The following is a 15,910-nucleotide window of genomic DNA, read 5'->3' as shown; positions in this document are numbered from 1 at the left end:
GCGGATGGAAGCGACGATCCCGCGCTTCCGCCTGTCGGCGCTCGCCGAACGGTTCGGGCTCGAGTGGCGTGGCGATGACGCCGAGATCGCCGGCGTCGCCCCCCTCCAGGCCGAATCACCGCCGGCCGGGTCGCTGGCCTTCCTGGCCAACACGGCCTACCGCAAGCACCTCGCCGCCACCCGCGCCGCGGCGGTGGTGCTGCACCCGTCGGAAGCCGCCCACAGCCCGGTACCGGCGCTACTGAGCGCGAACCCTTACGCGACCTATGCGCGCATCGCGTCGCTGTTCGAACGCACGCCCTCGCGTCCTCCGGGCGTCCACGCCAGCGCCGCCATCGACCCGACCGCGACCATCGATCCGAGCGCCCACATCGGCCCCTTCGTCAGCGTCGGTGCGCGGAGCATCGTCGAGGCGGGGGCGGTGCTCGGCGCCGGCAGCGTGGTCGGCGAGGACTGCATCGTCGGCGCGGGCTGCGAGCTGGTGGCCCGCGTGACCCTCGTCCGCCGCGTGCGCCTTGGCCGACGCGTCCGCATCCATCCGGGGGCCGTGCTTGGCGCCGACGGCTTCGGGCTCGCCGTCGACGGCGGGCGCTGGATCAACGTCCCCCAGCTCGGCGGCGTGGTGGTCGGCGACGACTGCGAGATCGGCGCGAACACCACGATCGACCGCGGCGCGATCGACGACACCGTGCTCGAAGACGACGTCCGCCTCGACAACCAGATCCAGATCGGCCACAACGTGCGCATCGGCGCGCACACGGCGATGGCCGGATGCGTCGCCGTGGCGGGCTCGACGCGGATCGGCCGCTGGTGCCTGGTGGGTGGGGCAGCGGGCATCCTCGGCCACCTCGAGATCGCCGACAAGGTGACGATCGGTGCCATGAGCCTCGTCACCCATTCGCTCGGCGAGCCGGGGGAGTACGCTTCCGGGACGCCCCTGCAGCCGAAGCGCGAATGGCGCAAGAATGCCGCGCGCTTCGGCCAGCTCGACCGACTCGCCAGAATCCTGCTCAAGAAGACCGATTCCAGCCCATGACCCTGCCCCCCTTCCCGCTCGATGTCCGCTGCATCGAGCGCCTCCTGCCCCATCGCCATCCGTTCCTGCTCGTTGACCGCGTGCTCTCGGTCGACCCTCGCCAGCGCATCGTCGCACTGAAGAACGTCACCGCCAGCGAGCCGCACTTCACCGGCCACTTCCCGGGCAACCCGGTGATGCCGGGTGTGCTGGTGATCGAGGCGATGGCGCAGGCCGGCGGCCTGCTCTCGATGCTCTCGGAGGGCAAGGCCTGCGCCGAAAACAACGGCCCGAGCCAGTTCTACCTCGTGAAGGTGGACAACGCCCGCTTCTCGAAGATGGTGGTGCCCGGCGACCAGCTCATCCTCGAAGTCACGCTGAAGCGCACCATCCGCAACATGGCGCTCTATGAAGGCAAGGCGCTCGTGGACGGCAAGGAAGTGGCCAGCGCCGAGATGCTTTGCGCGGAGACCAAGGCCGCATGAACGCGAACGCCGCCATCCACCCGACCGCCATCATCGACCCGAAGGCCCGGCTGGACGACGGCGTCTCGGTCGGCCCCTTCACCGTGATCGGGCCCGACGTCGAGATCGGCGCGGGCACGAGCATCGGTTCGCACTGCTCGATCCTCGGCCCGACGACCATCGGCCGCGACAACGTGATCCATGCGCACGCCAGCCTCGGTGGCGAGCCGCAGGACAAGAAGCACAAGGGCGAGCCGACTCGGCTCGTCATCGGCGACCGCAACACGATCTTCGAATTCACCACGTTCTCGCGCGGCACCGTCGACGGCGGCGGTGTCACCACCATCGGCAACGACAACTGGGTGATGGCCTACGTTCACGTTGCGCATGACGTCGTCATCGGCAATCACTGCATCTTCGCCAACAACGCCACGCTCGCCGGCCACGTCATCGTGGAGGACTGGGCAATCCTCGGTGGCTTCGCGGGCATCCACCAGTTCTGCCGCATCGGGGCCCACGCCTTCGTCGGCATGGGCAGCCTGGTCAACGCCGACGTCGCGCCCTTCGTGATCGTCGCCGACAAGTACGCGGTGCCCCGCGGCATCAACGCCGAGGGGCTGAAGCGCCGCGGCTTCGACGCCGAGCGCATCGCCGCGATCAAGCGTGCCTACCGCGCCGTGTTCATGTCGGGCGCGCCGCTGGCCGAAGCCAAGCAGCAGCTTGCGGAAGCGGCCCTCACATCGGACGACGTCGCCCGCATGCTCGCCTTCATCGAGTCGAGCGAGCGCGGCCTGCTGCGCTGACGGCGCGCCACCCGCATGGGCGAGGTCGACCGCATTCCGGTGAGCCAGCCGCTGCGCATCGCGCTGGTCGCCGGCGAGGCGTCCGGCGATTTGCTGGGGGCCGCGCTCGTCCGCGACCTGAAGCAGCGCCATCCCGACGCCGAGTTCGTTGGCGTCGCGGGGCCGGAGATGCGCGCCGCCGGCGTCACGGCGTGGTACGACTGCGAGGCGCTCGCGGTGATGGGCCTCGTCGAGGTGCTCAAGCACCTGCCCCGGCTGTTGCGCCTGCGTCGCGAACTGCGGGAACGGCTGCTGGCCTGGCGGCCGGACGTCGTCATCGGCATCGACGCCCCCGATTTCAACCTCGGGTTGGAGCAATGGCTGAAGCAGCGCGGTGTCCGCACCGTGCATTACGTCAGCCCCTCGATCTGGGCCTGGCGCGAGGGCCGCGCGGCGAAGATCGGCGCTTCGGCAGACCGCGTGCTCTGCCTGTTCCCGATGGAGCCGGCCATCTACGCCAAGCACGGCGTCGAGGCGAGTTTCGTCGGCCATCCTCTGGCCGCCATGCTGCCGATGCGCCCGGACCGCGACTCGGCCCGCCGCGCGCTGGGCCTCGATGGCGACGCCCCGCTGCTCGCCCTGCTGCCCGGCAGCCGCGGCAGCGAGATCGCGCGCCTCGGCCCGGTCTTCCTCGACGCGGTCGCCCTGCTGCGCGAACGCCTACCGCACCTGCGCGTCGTGGCCCCGATGGCGAACCCGCGCTGCCGCGAGCGCTTCCAAGCGTTGCTCGCGGCGCATCCCGCCTCGCTCGCCCTGCACGGCGGACTGCACCTCGTCGACGGCCGAGCCCGCGAGGCGATGGTGGCCAGCGACGCGGTGCTGCTGGCCTCGGGCACCGCGGCCCTCGAGGCGATGCTCGCCAAGCGGCCGATGGTCGTGGCCTACCGCATCGCGCCGCTCACGCACTTCATCGTCAAGGCCTTTGGCCTGCTGAAGGTCGAGCGCTACAGCCTGCCGAACGTGCTGGCCGGCGAATCGCTGGTGCCGGAGCGCATGCAGGCCGACTGTCGTGCCGAGGTGCTGGCCGACGACATCGAGCGCCTGCTGCGCGAGGGGCTGACGGCGGCCCAGCGCCAGCGCTTCGAAGGCCTGCACGAGGCGCTGCACGCGCCGACGCCGCGCGCCGCTGCCGAAGCGGTATCCACGCTGCTGGCGCGATGATCGATCCTTCGTGGACTGTGCCGGGCCTCGCCGGGGTCGACGAAGCCGGCCGCGGCCCCTTGGCCGGCCCGGTGGCGGTGGCTGCGGTGATCCTCGACCCGGCACGACGCATCGACGGGCTCGGCGATTCCAAGGCGCTCACCGAAGCCCGCCGCGAAGCGCTGTTCCCGCGCATTCAATCCGACGCGCTCGCCTTCGCCATCGTGTTCGTGCACGCCGACGAGATCGACCGTCTCAACATCCTGCAGGCGACGATGGCGGGCATGCGGCGGTCGGTCGCGGCGCTCGCCAGCCCGCCGTCGCGCGTGCTCGTCGACGGCAACCGCGTGCCGCCGGGGCTGGGCGTCGATGCCGAAGCCATCGTCAAGGGCGATGCCAAGATCGCGGCGATCTCGGCGGCCTCGATCCTCGCCAAGGTCGCGCGCGACCGCTGGATGCTGGAGCTCGATGCGACCCATCCGGAGTACGGCTTCGCCGCGCACAAGGGCTACCCGAGCCCTCAGCACCTCGAGGCCCTGCGCCGGTTCGGGCCCTGCCCGGCGCACCGCCGCAGCTTCGCCCCCGTGCGCGCTGCGCAGACGCCCGGCCTGCTCTGAAGCGCCGTGACTTCCGGCATTGCGCCGGTGGTCATGCTGACTTTTGTGACTTCGCGCACGACGGGCGGACACGGAGACTGTCGCCACCTCGCCGCGGCCCCGTGGCGAGGCCACGAGACCCCGATGAGCCCCGCCATGAACGCCACCAGCCGCCCGCACCCCACCCACGCCCCGCAGCCCAGCCCGTCCCCGCGCACCGAGCACCAGCGCCGAGAAGACGAGTACCTGGCCCTGCGCCAGCTGGCCGAGCAGGTGCAGCGCCTCGATCGCCAGCTGCACCGCGGCCGCAGCTACGCCGACGCACGCTACGCGCGCTGAGGGCGCGGCGGCCGGGACCGGAACGTCAAGTCCTTGTCCCGTCGATGCGAGGCACGTAGCCTGCGGCGTCTGCCCCGGACGCCGCCATGCCGCCCCGCTTCGTCCACCTCAACGTCCACAGCGAGTACGCGCTGACGGATTCGACCATCCGCCTGCCCGACCTCGCCAAGCGCTGCGCGCAGCGCGGGCAGCCGGCGGTCGCGCTCACCGACCCGACCAACCTGTTCGGGCTGGTGAAGTTCTGCAAGGAGGCCGAGGGCAAGGGCCTGAAGCCGATCGCCGGCGCCCAGCTCACGCTCGACGACGGCGAGGCCGTGCAGGGCCGGGTGACCGCGTGGTGCCTCGACCGCCGCGGCTACCTCTCGCTCTCGCGCCTCATCACCCGCGCCTACGCCGACGGACAGCGCGGCGACGTGCTGGGCATCCGACCGGAGTGGCTGTTCGACGACCACGAGGGCCTGCTGCTGGCGCTGGGCGCCGACAGCCCGCTCGGCCAGGCGTTCAGCGGCGGGCGCGACGACCATGCGGCCCGGCTGCTCGACCGCTACGCGCGACGCTTCGACGACCGCCTCTACATCGAGCTGACCCGCACCGGCAAAGCCGGCGAGGAAGCCTTCAACCGCGCCGCGCTGGAGATGGCCGCGGCGCGCGGCCTGCCGGCGATCGCGACCAATGCGGTGCGCTTCCTCGACCGCGACGATTTCGACGCGCACGAGGCGCGCGTCTGCATCGCGACGGGCCGCGTGCTCGACGACCCGAAGCGCCCGCGCGACTTCACCGCCGAGCAATACCTGAAGTCGACGGAGGAAATGGAGGCGCTGTTCCACGACCTGCCGGACGCGCTCACCAACACCGTCGATCTCGCGGCGCGCTGCAATTTCGCGCTGTCGCTGGGCACCTACTACCTGCCGGCCTTCCCGGTGCCGGACGGCGAGACGCTGGACACCTGGATCCGCTCCGAAGCGGAACGCGGCCTCGCCAAGCGCCTTGCCTCGCACGATCCGGCACCCGGGCTCTCGGCGCAGGACTACGCCGACCGCCTCACGCGCGAAGTCGACGTCATCATCAAGATGGGCTTCCCCGGCTACTTCCTGATCGTGGCCGACTTCATCAACTGGGGGAAGGAACACGGCATCCCCGTGGGCCCGGGCCGTGGTTCCGGCGCCGGCTCGCTGGTGGCCTACGCGCTTGGCATCACCGACCTCGACCCGCTGGCCTACAACCTGCTGTTCGAACGCTTCCTCAACCCCGAACGCGTGTCGATGCCCGACTTCGACATCGACTTCTGCATGGACCGCCGCGACGAGGTCATCGACTACGTCAGCCGCAAATACGGAAGCGACCGCGTCAGCCAGATCATCACCTACGGCACCATGGCCGCGAAGGCCGTGGTGCGCGACTGCGGCCGCGTGCTGGGGCATCCGTACGGCTTCGTCGACGGCGTCGCCAAGCTGATCCCGAACGTGCTCGGCATCGCGCTCGACGACGCCTTGGGCGAGACCGAGAAAGGCAAGACCGACGACACCGTGCGCTCGGGCGAGCTGATCGAGCGCTACGCCCGCGAGGACGACGTCCGCGACCTGCTCGACCTGGCGCGCCAGCTCGAGGACCTCACGCGCAACGCCGGCAAGCACGCGGGTGGCGTCGTCATCGCGCCGACGCCGCTCACCGATTTCTGCCCGCTGTTCTCGGAACCCGGGGGCAAGGGCGCCGTCACCCAGTTCGACAAGGACGACGTCGAGGCCATCGGCCTCGTGAAGTTCGACTTCCTCGGCCTGCGCACGCTGACGATCATCGACTGGGCGGTGAAGGCCATCAACAAGCGGCGCGCCGAGAAAGGCGAGCCGCCGCTCGACATCGCGCGCATCCCGCTCGACGACCGCCCGACCTTCGAGCTGTTCAGCCGCGCGCAGACGGTGGCGGTGTTCCAGTTCGAATCCTCGGGCATGCGCAACCTGCTGCGCGAGGCGCGGCCGGACCGCTTCGAGGACCTGATCGCGCTGGTGTCGCTGTTCCGTCCCGGCCCGATGGACCTGATCCCCAGCTTCAACGCTCGAAAGCACGGCAAGGAGGCGGTCGAGTACCCCGACCCGCGCGTGAAGCCGGTGCTGGAGGAGACCTACGGGATCATGGTCTACCAGGAGCAGGTGATGCAGATGGCGCAGGTGCTGGGCGGCTATTCGCTCGGCGGCGCCGACCTGCTGCGCCGCGCGATGGGCAAGAAGAAGCCCGAGGAGATGGCCAAGCACCGCGCCATGTTCCGCGAGGGCGCGGCGAAGAACGGCATCGACGAAGCGAAAGCCGACGCCGTGTTCGACCTCATGGAGAAGTTCGCCGGCTACGGCTTCAACAAGTCGCACGCCGCCGCCTACGCGCTGGTCTCGTACCAGACCGCCTGGTTGAAGACGCACTACCCCGCCGAGTTCATGGCCGCGGTGCTGTCCTCCGATATGGACAACACCGACAAGGTCGTCAATTTCCTCGACGAGTGCCGCGCGCTGCAGCTCACCGTGCTGCCGCCGAAGGCGAACCACTCGGCGACCATGTTCGAAGCCACGGACGCGCGCACGATCCGCTACGGCCTCGGCGCCATCAAGGGCGTGGGCACCGGCCTGACCGAAGCCATCGTGCAGGCCCGCGAGGCCAAGGGCCCGTTCCGCGACCTGCTGGATTTCTGCGAGCGCGTCGACCCCACCAAGATGAACCGCCGCGCGGTCGAGGCGATGATCAACGCCGGTGCGCTGGACGGCTTCGCACCCAACCGCGCGTCGCTGCTGCTGCAGCTGCCCGAGGCGGTGAAGGCCAGCGAACAGGCCGCGCGTTCGGCCGCTGCCGGCCAGGTCTCGCTGTTCGGCGGCTTCGCCGACGCGCCGGTGGCGAAGGTCGACCTGCCGGCCTGCGACGAGTGGCCGCTGGAGCAGCTGCTGGCCGGCGAGCGCGAGACGCTGGGCCATTACCTCAGCGGCCACCCGATCGACCCGTGGCGCACCGAGCTGTCGGAGCTGGTCAACATCCACCTCGGCGAGGTCGAGGCCACCTGGGCGCAGCGCAAGGACCGCCGCAACGAGGCGACGATGATCCTCGCCGGCCTCGTGGGCAACGTGCGCAAGCGCGGCGACGCCATGGCCTTCGCGCAGATCGACGACGGCCACGGCCAGATCGAGCTGGCCTTCTTCCGTGAGGCCTGCACCGGCTTCGGCCACCTGCTGTCGCGCGACCGCATCCTCATCGTCGAGGGCCAGGTGGGCGCGGACCGGGTGAGCGGCGAGCTGTCCATGCGGGTGAAGCAGGCCTGGGACTTCAAGGCCCTGCTCGACACCCATGCCCGGCGCATCGCCCTGTCGGCCGACCTGCGCGGCAAAGGGGCCTTCGAGCAGCTGCAGGGCCTGCTGGCCGAGTACCGGCCGGGCCCCACCCCGCTGCGGCTGGACCTCAAGCGCCCCGGCGCGGCCGGCAGCCTCGACCTGGGGGGCCGGGAGGGCGTCCGGACGGCCTCCGACCTGCTGTCCCGCCTGCGCCGCCTGCCTTTCGTGGAGACGGTCAAACTCCAACTGCACAAACCCTGGCTGCAGGGCTGAGCGCCGGGGCGCCCGCGCCCCATGGCCGGCACCCCGCCCCCCCAGCTAGACTCTTTGCTCTAGCGGCCCGGGTTCTCCCGGGGAACGCCCTCCAAGTCCCAAGCAAATGAATCCGAACTTCCTCGATTTCGAACAGCCCATCGCCGATCTTGAAGCCAAGATCAACGAGCTCCGGCACGCGAGCACCGGCCCGGCCGTGGATATCGAAAGCGAGATCCGTGGCCTCGAGGAGAAGCTGAGGGCCCGCACGGCGGAGATCTTCGCCACCCTCACGCCATGGCAGATCAGCCAGCTGGCCCGCCACCCGCAGCGCCCCTACACGCTCGACTACCTCGGCCTGATCGCCGAGGAGTTCCACGAACTGGCCGGCGACCGCGCCTTCGCGGACGACGCCGCGATCGTGGGCGGCCTCGCCCGCATCGACGGCCGCAGCGTGATGGTGATCGGCCACCAGAAGGGCCGCGACACCAAGAGCAAGATCCGCCGCAATTTCGGCATGCCGCGCCCCGAGGGCTACCGCAAGGCGCTGCGGCTGATGCAGATGGCCGAGCGCTTCAAGCTGCCCATCCTCACCTTCATCGACACCCCCGGCGCCTACCCCGGCATCGGCGCCGAGGAGCGCGGCCAGTCGGAAGCCATCGCCCGCAACCTGCTGGAGATGGCCGAGCTCAGCGTGCCGATCCTGTGCACGGTGATCGGGGAAGGCGGCTCCGGCGGCGCGCTGGCCGTGGGCGTCGGCGACATCACGCTGATGCTCGAGTACGGGACCTATTCGGTGATCTCGCCCGAAGGCTGCGCGTCGATCCTGTGGAAGTCGGCCGACAAGGCCAAGGACGCCGCCGAGGCCATGGGCCTCACGGCACCGCGGCTGAAGGACAACGGCCTGATCGACCTCATCGTCAAGGAACCGCTGGGCGGGGCCCATCGCGATCCGCAGGCCATGGCCCAGACCCTCAAGGCCACGCTGATGGCCGAGCTGGCCAAGCTCGAGGGACTGCCCAAGGAGACGCTGCTCGATCGCCGCTATGCGCGACTGCGGAAGTACGGGGCGTTCGCGACCGCTTGAGGGGGAGGCGATGCTGCGTTACCGCACGCCGCGAGGCCTTCCAAACTGAACCATTCCGCACCGCAGCAAGGGAATGACGAGCGAATCGCAAAAACGCGTGTCTACAGCGTGAAATGCGGGATTCCCGTCAAACGTTCATCCGAATCCGAACGTTAAAGTTTCGCTACCCGGGGTCGATGCCCCGCTTGCGTCACCACCTTTCGGAGAATTTCGATGAAGCGCCTTTTGGCCCTCGGCATCCTTGCCGCCCTTTCGGCGACGTCTATCGCCGCGCAGAACGTCCAGATCACCGGCTTTGGCCAGATGGTGGCCGGCACGGTCACCGACGGGGACGCGTTCCCCGGCACCGGCTACGACGGCGATTGGGACTTCAAGGACGAGTCGTTGTTCGCCTTGCAGATTCGCGGTGACTTGAACGAGCAGTGGTCGGCCACGGCGCAGATCGTGGCCCGCGGCCGCGACGATTTCGACCCTGAATTCGCCTGGGCCTATGTCGGCTGGAACGGCGGCAACGGCTGGTCCGCGAAGATCGGCCGCCAGCGCGTGCCCTTCTTCCGCTATTCCGACTTCCTCGAGGTCGGCTACGCCTACCCCTGGCTGCGCCCGCCGCATGCGGTCTACAACGCCACGTTCAGCAACTACGATGGCGCCAGCGCGTCCTACGCGTTCGGCTCGGGCGAGTGGTTCTCGAACATCGGCGTGATCGGCGGCAAGAACGAGGACAGCCTCACCATCAGCAACCTCCCCGCCACCCAGGAGCTGGGCTCGCTGGTTGGCGTCTATGCCGACACCACGTACGCGGACTGGCTGACGTTGCGGGCCAGCTACATCCAGGCCGATGTCTCGGTCGATGCCGATGCGATCAACCCGCTGCTGTCCGCACTTCGTGGCAACGGCTTCGCGAATGTCGCCGAAGCGGTCGACTTCAGCGAGGACCACGGTCGCTTCATCGGCCTCGCCGCCGAAGTGAACAAGGGCAACTGGCTGCTGATCGGCGAGTGGACCGACACCCAGATCGACGATGCGTACTACGCCGACCGCACCCAGTACTACGTGACCGGTGGCTACCGTTTCGGCGCGTGGATGCCGAGCGTGACGTGGGCGCGTCGCGACAATGAAGCCAAGCCGGGCATCGTCGCGTTGTTGCCGAACGTGCCGCCGCTGGCCGGCCTGCGCGCGGCGACCCAGGGCGTGGTGCTCTCGGAAGCCCTCGACGCGACCTACTGGAGCTACGGCCTGCGCTGGGACGTCGCCGCCAACGTCGCGTTGAAGGCCGACTACACGCAATACACCAACGACACCCCGGCGAGCGCGGACGCGGACACGTTCGCCGTCGGCGTCACGTTCACGTTCTGATCCGGAGGACGACCATGAATCGCATCTTCAACATCGCCGCCCTCGCCCTCGCCTTCGCTTCGCCGGCCTTCGCCGGCAAGGTGGTTGTCGCCGCGAACTCCAGCCAAGGCACGCTCGACAAAGCCGCCGCCCAGGCGATCTTCCTCGGCCGCACTCCGACCGTGGGTGGCCAGCCGGCCGTCGTCGTGTTCCAGAAGGGCCCGGTCCGCGCGCCGTTCGAGTCCGGCGTGGTCGGCCGCGCGGGCGCCCAGCTCGCCTCGCACTGGTCGCGACTGGTCTTCACCGGGCGCGCCAAGGCCCCGGAGGACCTCGCCGACGACGCGGCCGTGAAGGCGAAGGTCGCCTCGACGCCCGGCGCCATCGGGTACATCAGCGACGACGCCGTCGACGGCACCGTCAAGGTGATCCTCGACTTCTGAGCAAGACCGCGTTTTCACGCCGTCAGCGCCCGCCCCACGGCGGGCGCTGTCGTTTCCCGCCCAGGGTTTGCGCGCCGAGGGCGGCGGGCGGCAGGCTTGCACGATGGACCTCACGCCTTTTCCCGCCGATGCGCCGCGACGATTGCTCGTCGGCTTCAGTGGCGGGCGCGATTCGACCGCCCTGATGCACCGCCTGTCGGCGATCCCCGCGCCGCCGTGGACCGGCCTTCGCGCCGTCCACGTCGACCACGGCCTGCATGTCGATGCTGCGCGCTGGGCGGCCCATTGCGAAGCGCAGGCGGCCAGGATGGGCATGGACTGCGTGGTACGCCGGGTGGCGGTGGCGGCCCGGGGCGGCGGCCTCGAGGACGCGGCGCGACGGGCGCGCTATGCGGCCTTCGCGGCGGAACGCCAAGCAGACGAATGCCTGGTGCTCGCCCACCATCGCGACGACCAGGCCGAGACGCTGCTCCTGGCCTTGTTGCGCGGCAGCGGCGAGCGCGGCCTATCGGGCATGCGCGAGTTCACCGTCGATGCTCGCGGGCCGATCTGGCGGCCATTGCTGCGAACACCCGCGCAGGCCGTCGCACAATACGCGGCCCGCTTCGGGCTGGACTGGATCGACGACCCGTCGAACCGCGACGAACGGCTGTCGAGAAACCATCTGCGCCGGACCGTGCTGCCGCTGCTCCGACGGCAATGGCCGCAGGTGGACGCCAGCCTCGCACACAGCGCGCAGCGACTCGCCGAAGCCGACGACCTGCTGCGCGCGCAGGCGCGGAAGGATGTCGCCACGCTGCTGGGCCTTCGCGGCGACGTGCTCGATGCGAAGGCGTTGCGCGCACTTCCCGCACCCCGGGGAACGCGGGCGCTGCGCTCTTGGGCGGAAACGCAGGGTGCCCGCCTGACGACGGACGTGGTCGAACGCGTGCTGGGGGAGTGGTCACGGCAACCTCCCGGCCGGGTACTCGCGCATGCGCTGGGCGACGCGATGCTGCGTCAATGGGGCGACCGTCTTTGGTTGACACCGCGCGATGCGGCGGGTGGCAGCGGCGCGTCGCGAAGTCCGGACGCCGCGGCATGGGCATCGGTGCCTTGGGACGGCCGGTCGCCGCTCCGGCTGCCGTTCCCCCCCCGGGAGGGACGCCAAGGCACGCTCACGCTGCTTGGGGCGGAGGCCTTCGACCAACCGATGGCGCTGGTACCGCGGTCAGCCGCCCCACCTCGTTTCCTCGCGGCCGGCGCGCGGCACTCGCACCCGCTGAAGGCGCATTTCGTCCGCCTTGGCCTGCCCCCGTGGGAGCGCGACGCGGTCCCCCTGCTGGTGGATGGCGACGGGCGACTGCAGGCCCTCGGGGACCTCGCCTATGGCGCTTCGTTGGAGGCCTGGCTGCGGGCACGCGGGGCTCGCCTGCTTTGGCAGCCGGGCGAGCCTCCCGGTTAAACTGCGGCGATGAGCCCGACACCGCCACAGGATTTCGAGCGCGCCCTCGATGAACTCGAGGCGCTGGTGCAACGACTCGAGGGGGGCGACCTGAGCCTCGAGGAATCGCTCGGCGCGTACGAACGCGGCGTTGCGCTCTACCGGCAATGCCAGGGGGCACTGGAACAGGCGGAATTGCGCGTCCGTCTCCTTGCCGATCCGGCCGACCCCGGCAGCGCGCGCGAGTTCCGCGCCGATGCGGAGTAAGGCCACGCTCGACGCGTGGCGCCGCCGCGTCGACGCCGCGCTGGCGCGGCAACTTCCTGACGACACCCGCGAACCGCACGCCCTGCACGCCGCCATGCGCTACGCCGTGCTCGGCGATGGCAAGCGGCTGCGTCCGCTGCTGGTCTATGCCGCCAGCGCCGCGATGGGCGCCCCGCCCGCGCCATCGGGCGAGGACGCGCTCGACGCGGCGGCCGTCGCCATCGAGCTCGTCCACGCGTACTCGCTGGTGCACGACGACCTGCCGGCGATGGACGACGATGCGCTGCGCCGTGGACGCCCCACGGTCCACGTCGCGTTCGACGAGGCCACGGCCATCCTCGTCGGTGATGCGCTGCAGTCGGAAGCCTTCCTTGCGCTTTCGGCAGCCCCAGCCCCTGCGGAAACGGTGAGGGCCGCGCTGCGCGAATTGGCTCACGCGACGGGTTCACGCGGCATGTGCGGCGGCCAGGCCATCGACATGGCGATGACCGGCCGAGCCCAGTCGCTGGACGCGCTGGCGACCATGCATCGAATGAAGACCGGCGCGCTGATCGAGGCCGCCGTGGTGATGGGAGGCCAACTGCGCGGTGCGGATGCCGAGACCCTCCAGGGACTCCGGCGCATCGGCGCCCTGCTCGGCCTCGGCTTCCAGATCAAGGACGACCTGCTCGACGCCGAGGCGGACTCGGCAACGCTGGGAAAGACCGCCGGCAAGGACGAGGCACAGGGCAAGAGCACCTATGTGACCCTGCTCGGCCTCGAGGGCGCCCGCGCGCGGCTCGACGCCGTGGCAAGAGACCTCGACGCGGCGCTGGCCCCGTTCACCGGCGCCGGAAACGACGACGGCCAGGCCCTCGCGGACCTGGCCGTCATGGCCGTGCGGCGCGCCCGCTGATTACTTGATCAGGCGAAGCGAGAACGGGTAGCGATAGGCCTCGCCACCGTTGGCCTTGATGGCCGCGAGGATGGTCAGAACGATCCAGGCGATACCGATCAGCGGAAGCAGGAGCAGCCCGATCAGCACGATCGTCAGGATGCCGGCGACGATGGCCGCGATCGTGACGGTGATGTTGAAGTTCAAGGCCTCCTTGGCCTGGTCCGTCACGAACGGCATTTCGTCCTTCTTGACCTGCCAGACGATCAGCGGGCCGAGGATCGTTCCCAGCGGGATGATCAGACCGGAGAGCGCGGACAGGTGGGCGAACAGGCCCCACTGGCGCTGCTCGGCGGAGACGTCACCGGCCGGGGCGGGCGGGGGGGAAAAAGCGTCGGACATGGGCTTCCTCAAGAGGGTGTGAACGCGTCGCCCACTGTCGTGAATGCGTGAATGCCTGTCAAGGCAAAGCGAAATCAGTCTCCGCCACCCGCCACCGTCATCCGGCCCACCAGAAGGCTGCCGACGGCCGTGGCCGAGCGCCGGTCGACGTCCGCGCCGACGGCCTCGATCCCGAGGAACATCTCGCGCAGGTTGGAGGCGATGGTGAGTTCGTCGACCGGGTAGGCGATGGCGCCGTCCTCGACCCAGAAGCCGGCCGCGCCGCGCGAGTAGTCGCCGGTGACGGTGTTGACGCCCTGCCCCATCAGCTCGGTCACGACGAGCCCGCGGCGCATGCCCTTCAGCATCGCGTCGAAGCCGTCGGCGTTCGCCGCCACTTCGAGGTTGTGCACGCCGCCGGCGTTGCCGGTGCTCTCCAGGCCCAGCCGCCGCGCGGAATAGGTGCCGAGGACATAGCGCTGCAGCACGCCCCCGTCGACCAGCGGCGATTCGCGCGTGGCCACGCCGTCGGCGTCGAAATCACCGCTGCGCCAGCCGCCGACGAGGTGCGGCCGCTCGACGATGCGGAACCAGTCCGGGAAAAGCTTCTGCCCCTGCGCGCCCACGAGGAAGCTGGCCTTGCGGTAGAGCGCCCCGCCGGACACCGCGCCGACGAGGTGCGCAATCAACGAACGCGCCACTTCAGGCACGAACAGCACCGGGAACTCGCCGGTCGGTGCGCTGCGCGGATCCAGCCGCGCCAGCGTGCGCTCGGCGGCCTTGCGGCCGACGTGGGCGGCGCTCTCGAGAGCCTCGGCGCGCAGGGCCGCGGTGTACCAGTACTGGCCCTGCATGGCCTCGCCGGCCCCGGCGATCAGCGAGGCGCTGATCGAGTGGCTGGTGCTCTTCTCGCGGCCCACGAAGCCGTGCGAGTTGGCATAGACCGACAGGCCCTCGTTGGTGGACACGGACGCGCCTTCGGAATTGCTGATGCGCGGATCGAAGCCACGGCCCGCGGCTTCGGCCTCCAGCGCCAGCGCCACCGCAGCGTCGGCCTCGATCGCCCACGGGTGCCACTGGTCGAAATCGCGCGATTCGCGGGCCATCCGTGCTTCGTCGGCGAGGCCGTTGGCCGCATCCGGCTCGGTGTGTTTGGCGATGGCGCAGGCCATCTCGACCGTGCGCTTCAGGCTTTCGGGCTTCAGGTCGGCGGTGCTGGCGTTCGCCTTGCGCTGGCCGTAATAGACGGTGACGGCGATGCCGCGGTCGCGGGTGCGCTCGACCGATTCGACCTCGCCCATCCGGACGTTCACGTTGAGGCCGCGCTCGTCGTTGGCGCTGGCTTCCGCCTGCGAAGCGCCGAGGCGTCGGGCTTCCGCCACGGCAAGCGCCGACAATTCGGCGAGGCGGTCGAGGGTGGCATCGGCGCCGGAAGATCGGGTGGAGGTCACTGCGTTATCCTGTGCATCGTTCAACTGTACGGCCCCGGCGCATGCGCGGACGCGACCCCGAAACCGGCGAATTCCTCGACGAGAGCCGCAGCGCGAAGCGGCGCGAGGCCCTTGATGTTCTGGCCATGGCCGGCAAGCTGATGGACACCAGCCCCGCGGCGCTGGCGCTCCTGCCCATGCCCGACGAACTGCGCGAGCTGGTCATCGACTCGCAGCGCATCACCTCGCACATTGCCCGCAAGCGCCAGACCCAGTGGCTGGCGAAGCAGATGCGGCGCGAGGACGACGTCGTGCTGGACACGCTGCGCGCGGCGCTCGAGCACACCAAGGAAGATGCCCGCCGCGAAGCCGCGGCCCTGCATCGCGTCGAGCACTGGCGACTGAAGATCGTCGACGGCGGCGACGCCGGCCTCGCGGAGTTCATCGCGCTGTACCCGATGGCCGACCGCCAGCAGCTGCGCACGCTGGCGCGCAATGCCAAGGCCGAGCGGCTGGCGAACAAGCCGCCGCACAGCTTCCGCGAGATCTTCCGCGTGCTGCGCGATCTGATGGCCGAGGCCGACGAGGCCGGGAGCAACGACGCCGACGCGATCGACGAAGCGCTGGAGGCCGAGGCGAACGCCACCGACCACGCCCTCGACGACCTCGACGAGATCGGCGGCCTCGACGGGCTGGACGAATACCGCCACGACGATTTCG

15 protein-coding genes and 1 pseudogene are annotated in these 15,910 nt (G+C 70.2%); 14 read left to right on the top strand and 2 right to left on the bottom strand.

Annotated features, from left to right (window positions below; all coding sequences use genetic code 11):
- The first annotated feature begins 4 nt into the window (after positions 1 to 4).
- From lpxD to ACYVAK_RS06130, 13 genes are all read left to right on the top strand, one after another.
- Positions 5 to 1,036, top strand: coding sequence for a UDP-3-O-(3-hydroxymyristoyl)glucosamine N-acyltransferase (gene lpxD, locus ACYVAK_RS06190; RefSeq protein ID WP_461059035.1), 1,032 nt, complete (start codon positions 5 to 7; stop codon positions 1,034 to 1,036).
- The gene (gene fabZ, locus ACYVAK_RS06185; protein ID WP_461059033.1) at positions 1,033 to 1,500 is read left to right on the top strand and encodes a 3-hydroxyacyl-ACP dehydratase FabZ; all 468 of its coding nucleotides are present in this window, start codon (positions 1,033 to 1,035) and stop codon (positions 1,498 to 1,500) included. Before lpxD ends, fabZ begins: the two co-directional genes overlap by 4 nt.
- Positions 1,497 to 2,282: an acyl-ACP--UDP-N-acetylglucosamine O-acyltransferase gene (lpxA, locus tag ACYVAK_RS06180; RefSeq protein WP_461059031.1), complete on the top strand. Its 786-nt coding sequence runs from the start codon at positions 1,497 to 1,499 to the stop codon at positions 2,280 to 2,282. Before fabZ ends, lpxA begins: the two co-directional genes overlap by 4 nt.
- Before the next feature lie 15 nt (positions 2,283 to 2,297).
- Complete coding sequence (gene lpxB, locus ACYVAK_RS06175) at positions 2,298 to 3,482, top strand: lipid-A-disaccharide synthase (RefSeq protein WP_461059029.1); 1,185 nt, start codon at positions 2,298 to 2,300, stop codon at positions 3,480 to 3,482.
- On the top strand, positions 3,479 to 4,078 hold the full coding sequence (rnhB, locus tag ACYVAK_RS06170) for a ribonuclease HII (RefSeq protein WP_461059027.1): 600 nt from the start codon (positions 3,479 to 3,481) through the stop codon (positions 4,076 to 4,078). The genes lpxB and rnhB overlap by 4 nt, the downstream gene beginning before the upstream one ends.
- A 135-nt stretch (positions 4,079 to 4,213) precedes the next feature.
- Entirely contained in the window at positions 4,214 to 4,396 is a 183-nt protein-coding gene (locus ACYVAK_RS06165; protein ID WP_461059025.1) for a hypothetical protein, read from the top strand.
- Between the two features lie 86 nt (positions 4,397 to 4,482).
- Positions 4,483 to 7,974 (top strand): DNA polymerase III subunit alpha, encoded by a 3,492-nt coding sequence (dnaE, locus tag ACYVAK_RS06160; RefSeq protein ID WP_461059023.1) that lies wholly within the window; start codon positions 4,483 to 4,485, stop codon positions 7,972 to 7,974.
- 106 nt (positions 7,975 to 8,080) lie between these two features.
- Positions 8,081 to 9,040, top strand: a complete 960-nt coding sequence (locus tag ACYVAK_RS06155) for an acetyl-CoA carboxylase carboxyltransferase subunit alpha (RefSeq protein WP_461059021.1) — start codon at positions 8,081 to 8,083, stop codon at positions 9,038 to 9,040.
- A 213-nt stretch (positions 9,041 to 9,253) separates the two neighbouring features.
- Positions 9,254 to 10,396 (top strand): porin, encoded by a 1,143-nt coding sequence (locus ACYVAK_RS06150; RefSeq protein ID WP_461059019.1) that lies wholly within the window; start codon positions 9,254 to 9,256, stop codon positions 10,394 to 10,396.
- Positions 10,397 to 10,410: 14 nt separating this feature from the next.
- A complete protein-coding gene (locus ACYVAK_RS06145; RefSeq protein WP_461059017.1) occupies positions 10,411 to 10,815 on the top strand; it encodes a phosphate ABC transporter substrate-binding protein in 405 nt (134 codons plus the stop codon).
- A 103-nt stretch (positions 10,816 to 10,918) separates the two neighbouring features.
- Positions 10,919 to 12,259, top strand: a complete 1,341-nt coding sequence (gene tilS, locus ACYVAK_RS06140; protein WP_461059015.1) for a tRNA lysidine(34) synthetase TilS — start codon at positions 10,919 to 10,921, stop codon at positions 12,257 to 12,259.
- A 9-nt stretch (positions 12,260 to 12,268) separates the two neighbouring features.
- Positions 12,269 to 12,505 (top strand): exodeoxyribonuclease VII small subunit, encoded by a 237-nt coding sequence (locus ACYVAK_RS06135; protein ID WP_461059013.1) that lies wholly within the window; start codon positions 12,269 to 12,271, stop codon positions 12,503 to 12,505.
- Positions 12,495 to 13,400: a polyprenyl synthetase family protein gene (locus ACYVAK_RS06130; RefSeq protein WP_461059011.1), complete on the top strand. Its 906-nt coding sequence runs from the start codon at positions 12,495 to 12,497 to the stop codon at positions 13,398 to 13,400. The genes ACYVAK_RS06135 and ACYVAK_RS06130 overlap by 11 nt, the downstream gene beginning before the upstream one ends.
- On the opposite strand, the gene ACYVAK_RS06125 is transcribed toward ACYVAK_RS06130, so the two are convergent.
- On the bottom strand, positions 13,401 to 13,781 hold the full coding sequence (locus ACYVAK_RS06125; RefSeq protein ID WP_461059009.1) for a DUF4870 domain-containing protein: 381 nt from the start codon (positions 13,779 to 13,781) through the stop codon (positions 13,401 to 13,403). It lies immediately after the preceding gene.
- Between the two features lie 74 nt (positions 13,782 to 13,855).
- Positions 13,856 to 15,211, bottom strand: a complete 1,356-nt coding sequence (pmbA, locus tag ACYVAK_RS06120; protein WP_461059007.1) for a metalloprotease PmbA — start codon at positions 15,209 to 15,211, stop codon at positions 13,856 to 13,858.
- A gap of 41 nt (positions 15,212 to 15,252) precedes the next feature.
- Here pmbA and yjgA point away from each other — a divergent pair.
- A pseudogene (yjgA, locus tag ACYVAK_RS06115) lies at positions 15,253 to 15,810 on the top strand (ribosome biogenesis factor YjgA); the annotation flags it as partial.
- Positions 15,811 to 15,910 lie beyond the last annotated feature (100 nt).

It is taken from the genome of Silanimonas algicola (genome assembly GCF_054777375.1).
The sequence above is the reverse complement of the archived record's forward strand: the minus strand, read 5'-3'. Positions and strand labels throughout refer to the sequence as shown.

Bases quoted from the DNA above. Each gene is read 5' to 3' on its own strand.
- dnaE (WP_461059023.1), top strand. From the start codon at position 4,483: ATGCCGCCCCGCTTCGTCCACCTCAACGTCCACAGCGAGTACGCGCTG.
- rnhB (WP_461059027.1), top strand. From the start codon at position 3,479: ATGATCGATCCTTCGTGGACTGTGCCGGGCCTCGCCGGGGTCGACGAA.
- ACYVAK_RS06130 (WP_461059011.1), top strand. From the start codon at position 12,495: ATGCGGAGTAAGGCCACGCTCGACGCGTGGCGCCGCCGCGTCGACGCC.
- ACYVAK_RS06135 (WP_461059013.1), top strand. From the start codon at position 12,269: ATGAGCCCGACACCGCCACAGGATTTCGAGCGCGCCCTCGATGAACTC.
- lpxA (WP_461059031.1), top strand. From the start codon at position 1,497: ATGAACGCGAACGCCGCCATCCACCCGACCGCCATCATCGACCCGAAG.
- ACYVAK_RS06155 (WP_461059021.1), top strand. From the start codon at position 8,081: ATGAATCCGAACTTCCTCGATTTCGAACAGCCCATCGCCGATCTTGAA.
- ACYVAK_RS06150 (WP_461059019.1), top strand. From the start codon at position 9,254: ATGAAGCGCCTTTTGGCCCTCGGCATCCTTGCCGCCCTTTCGGCGACG.
- lpxD (WP_461059035.1), top strand. From the start codon at position 5: ATGGAAGCGACGATCCCGCGCTTCCGCCTGTCGGCGCTCGCCGAACGG.
- ACYVAK_RS06145 (WP_461059017.1), top strand. From the start codon at position 10,411: ATGAATCGCATCTTCAACATCGCCGCCCTCGCCCTCGCCTTCGCTTCG.
- ACYVAK_RS06165 (WP_461059025.1), top strand. From the start codon at position 4,214: ATGAACGCCACCAGCCGCCCGCACCCCACCCACGCCCCGCAGCCCAGC.
- lpxB (WP_461059029.1), top strand. From the start codon at position 2,298: ATGGGCGAGGTCGACCGCATTCCGGTGAGCCAGCCGCTGCGCATCGCG.
- fabZ (WP_461059033.1), top strand. From the start codon at position 1,033: ATGACCCTGCCCCCCTTCCCGCTCGATGTCCGCTGCATCGAGCGCCTC.
- tilS (WP_461059015.1), top strand. From the start codon at position 10,919: ATGGACCTCACGCCTTTTCCCGCCGATGCGCCGCGACGATTGCTCGTC.
- ACYVAK_RS06125 (WP_461059009.1), bottom strand. From the start codon at position 13,781: ATGTCCGACGCTTTTTCCCCCCCGCCCGCCCCGGCCGGTGACGTCTCC.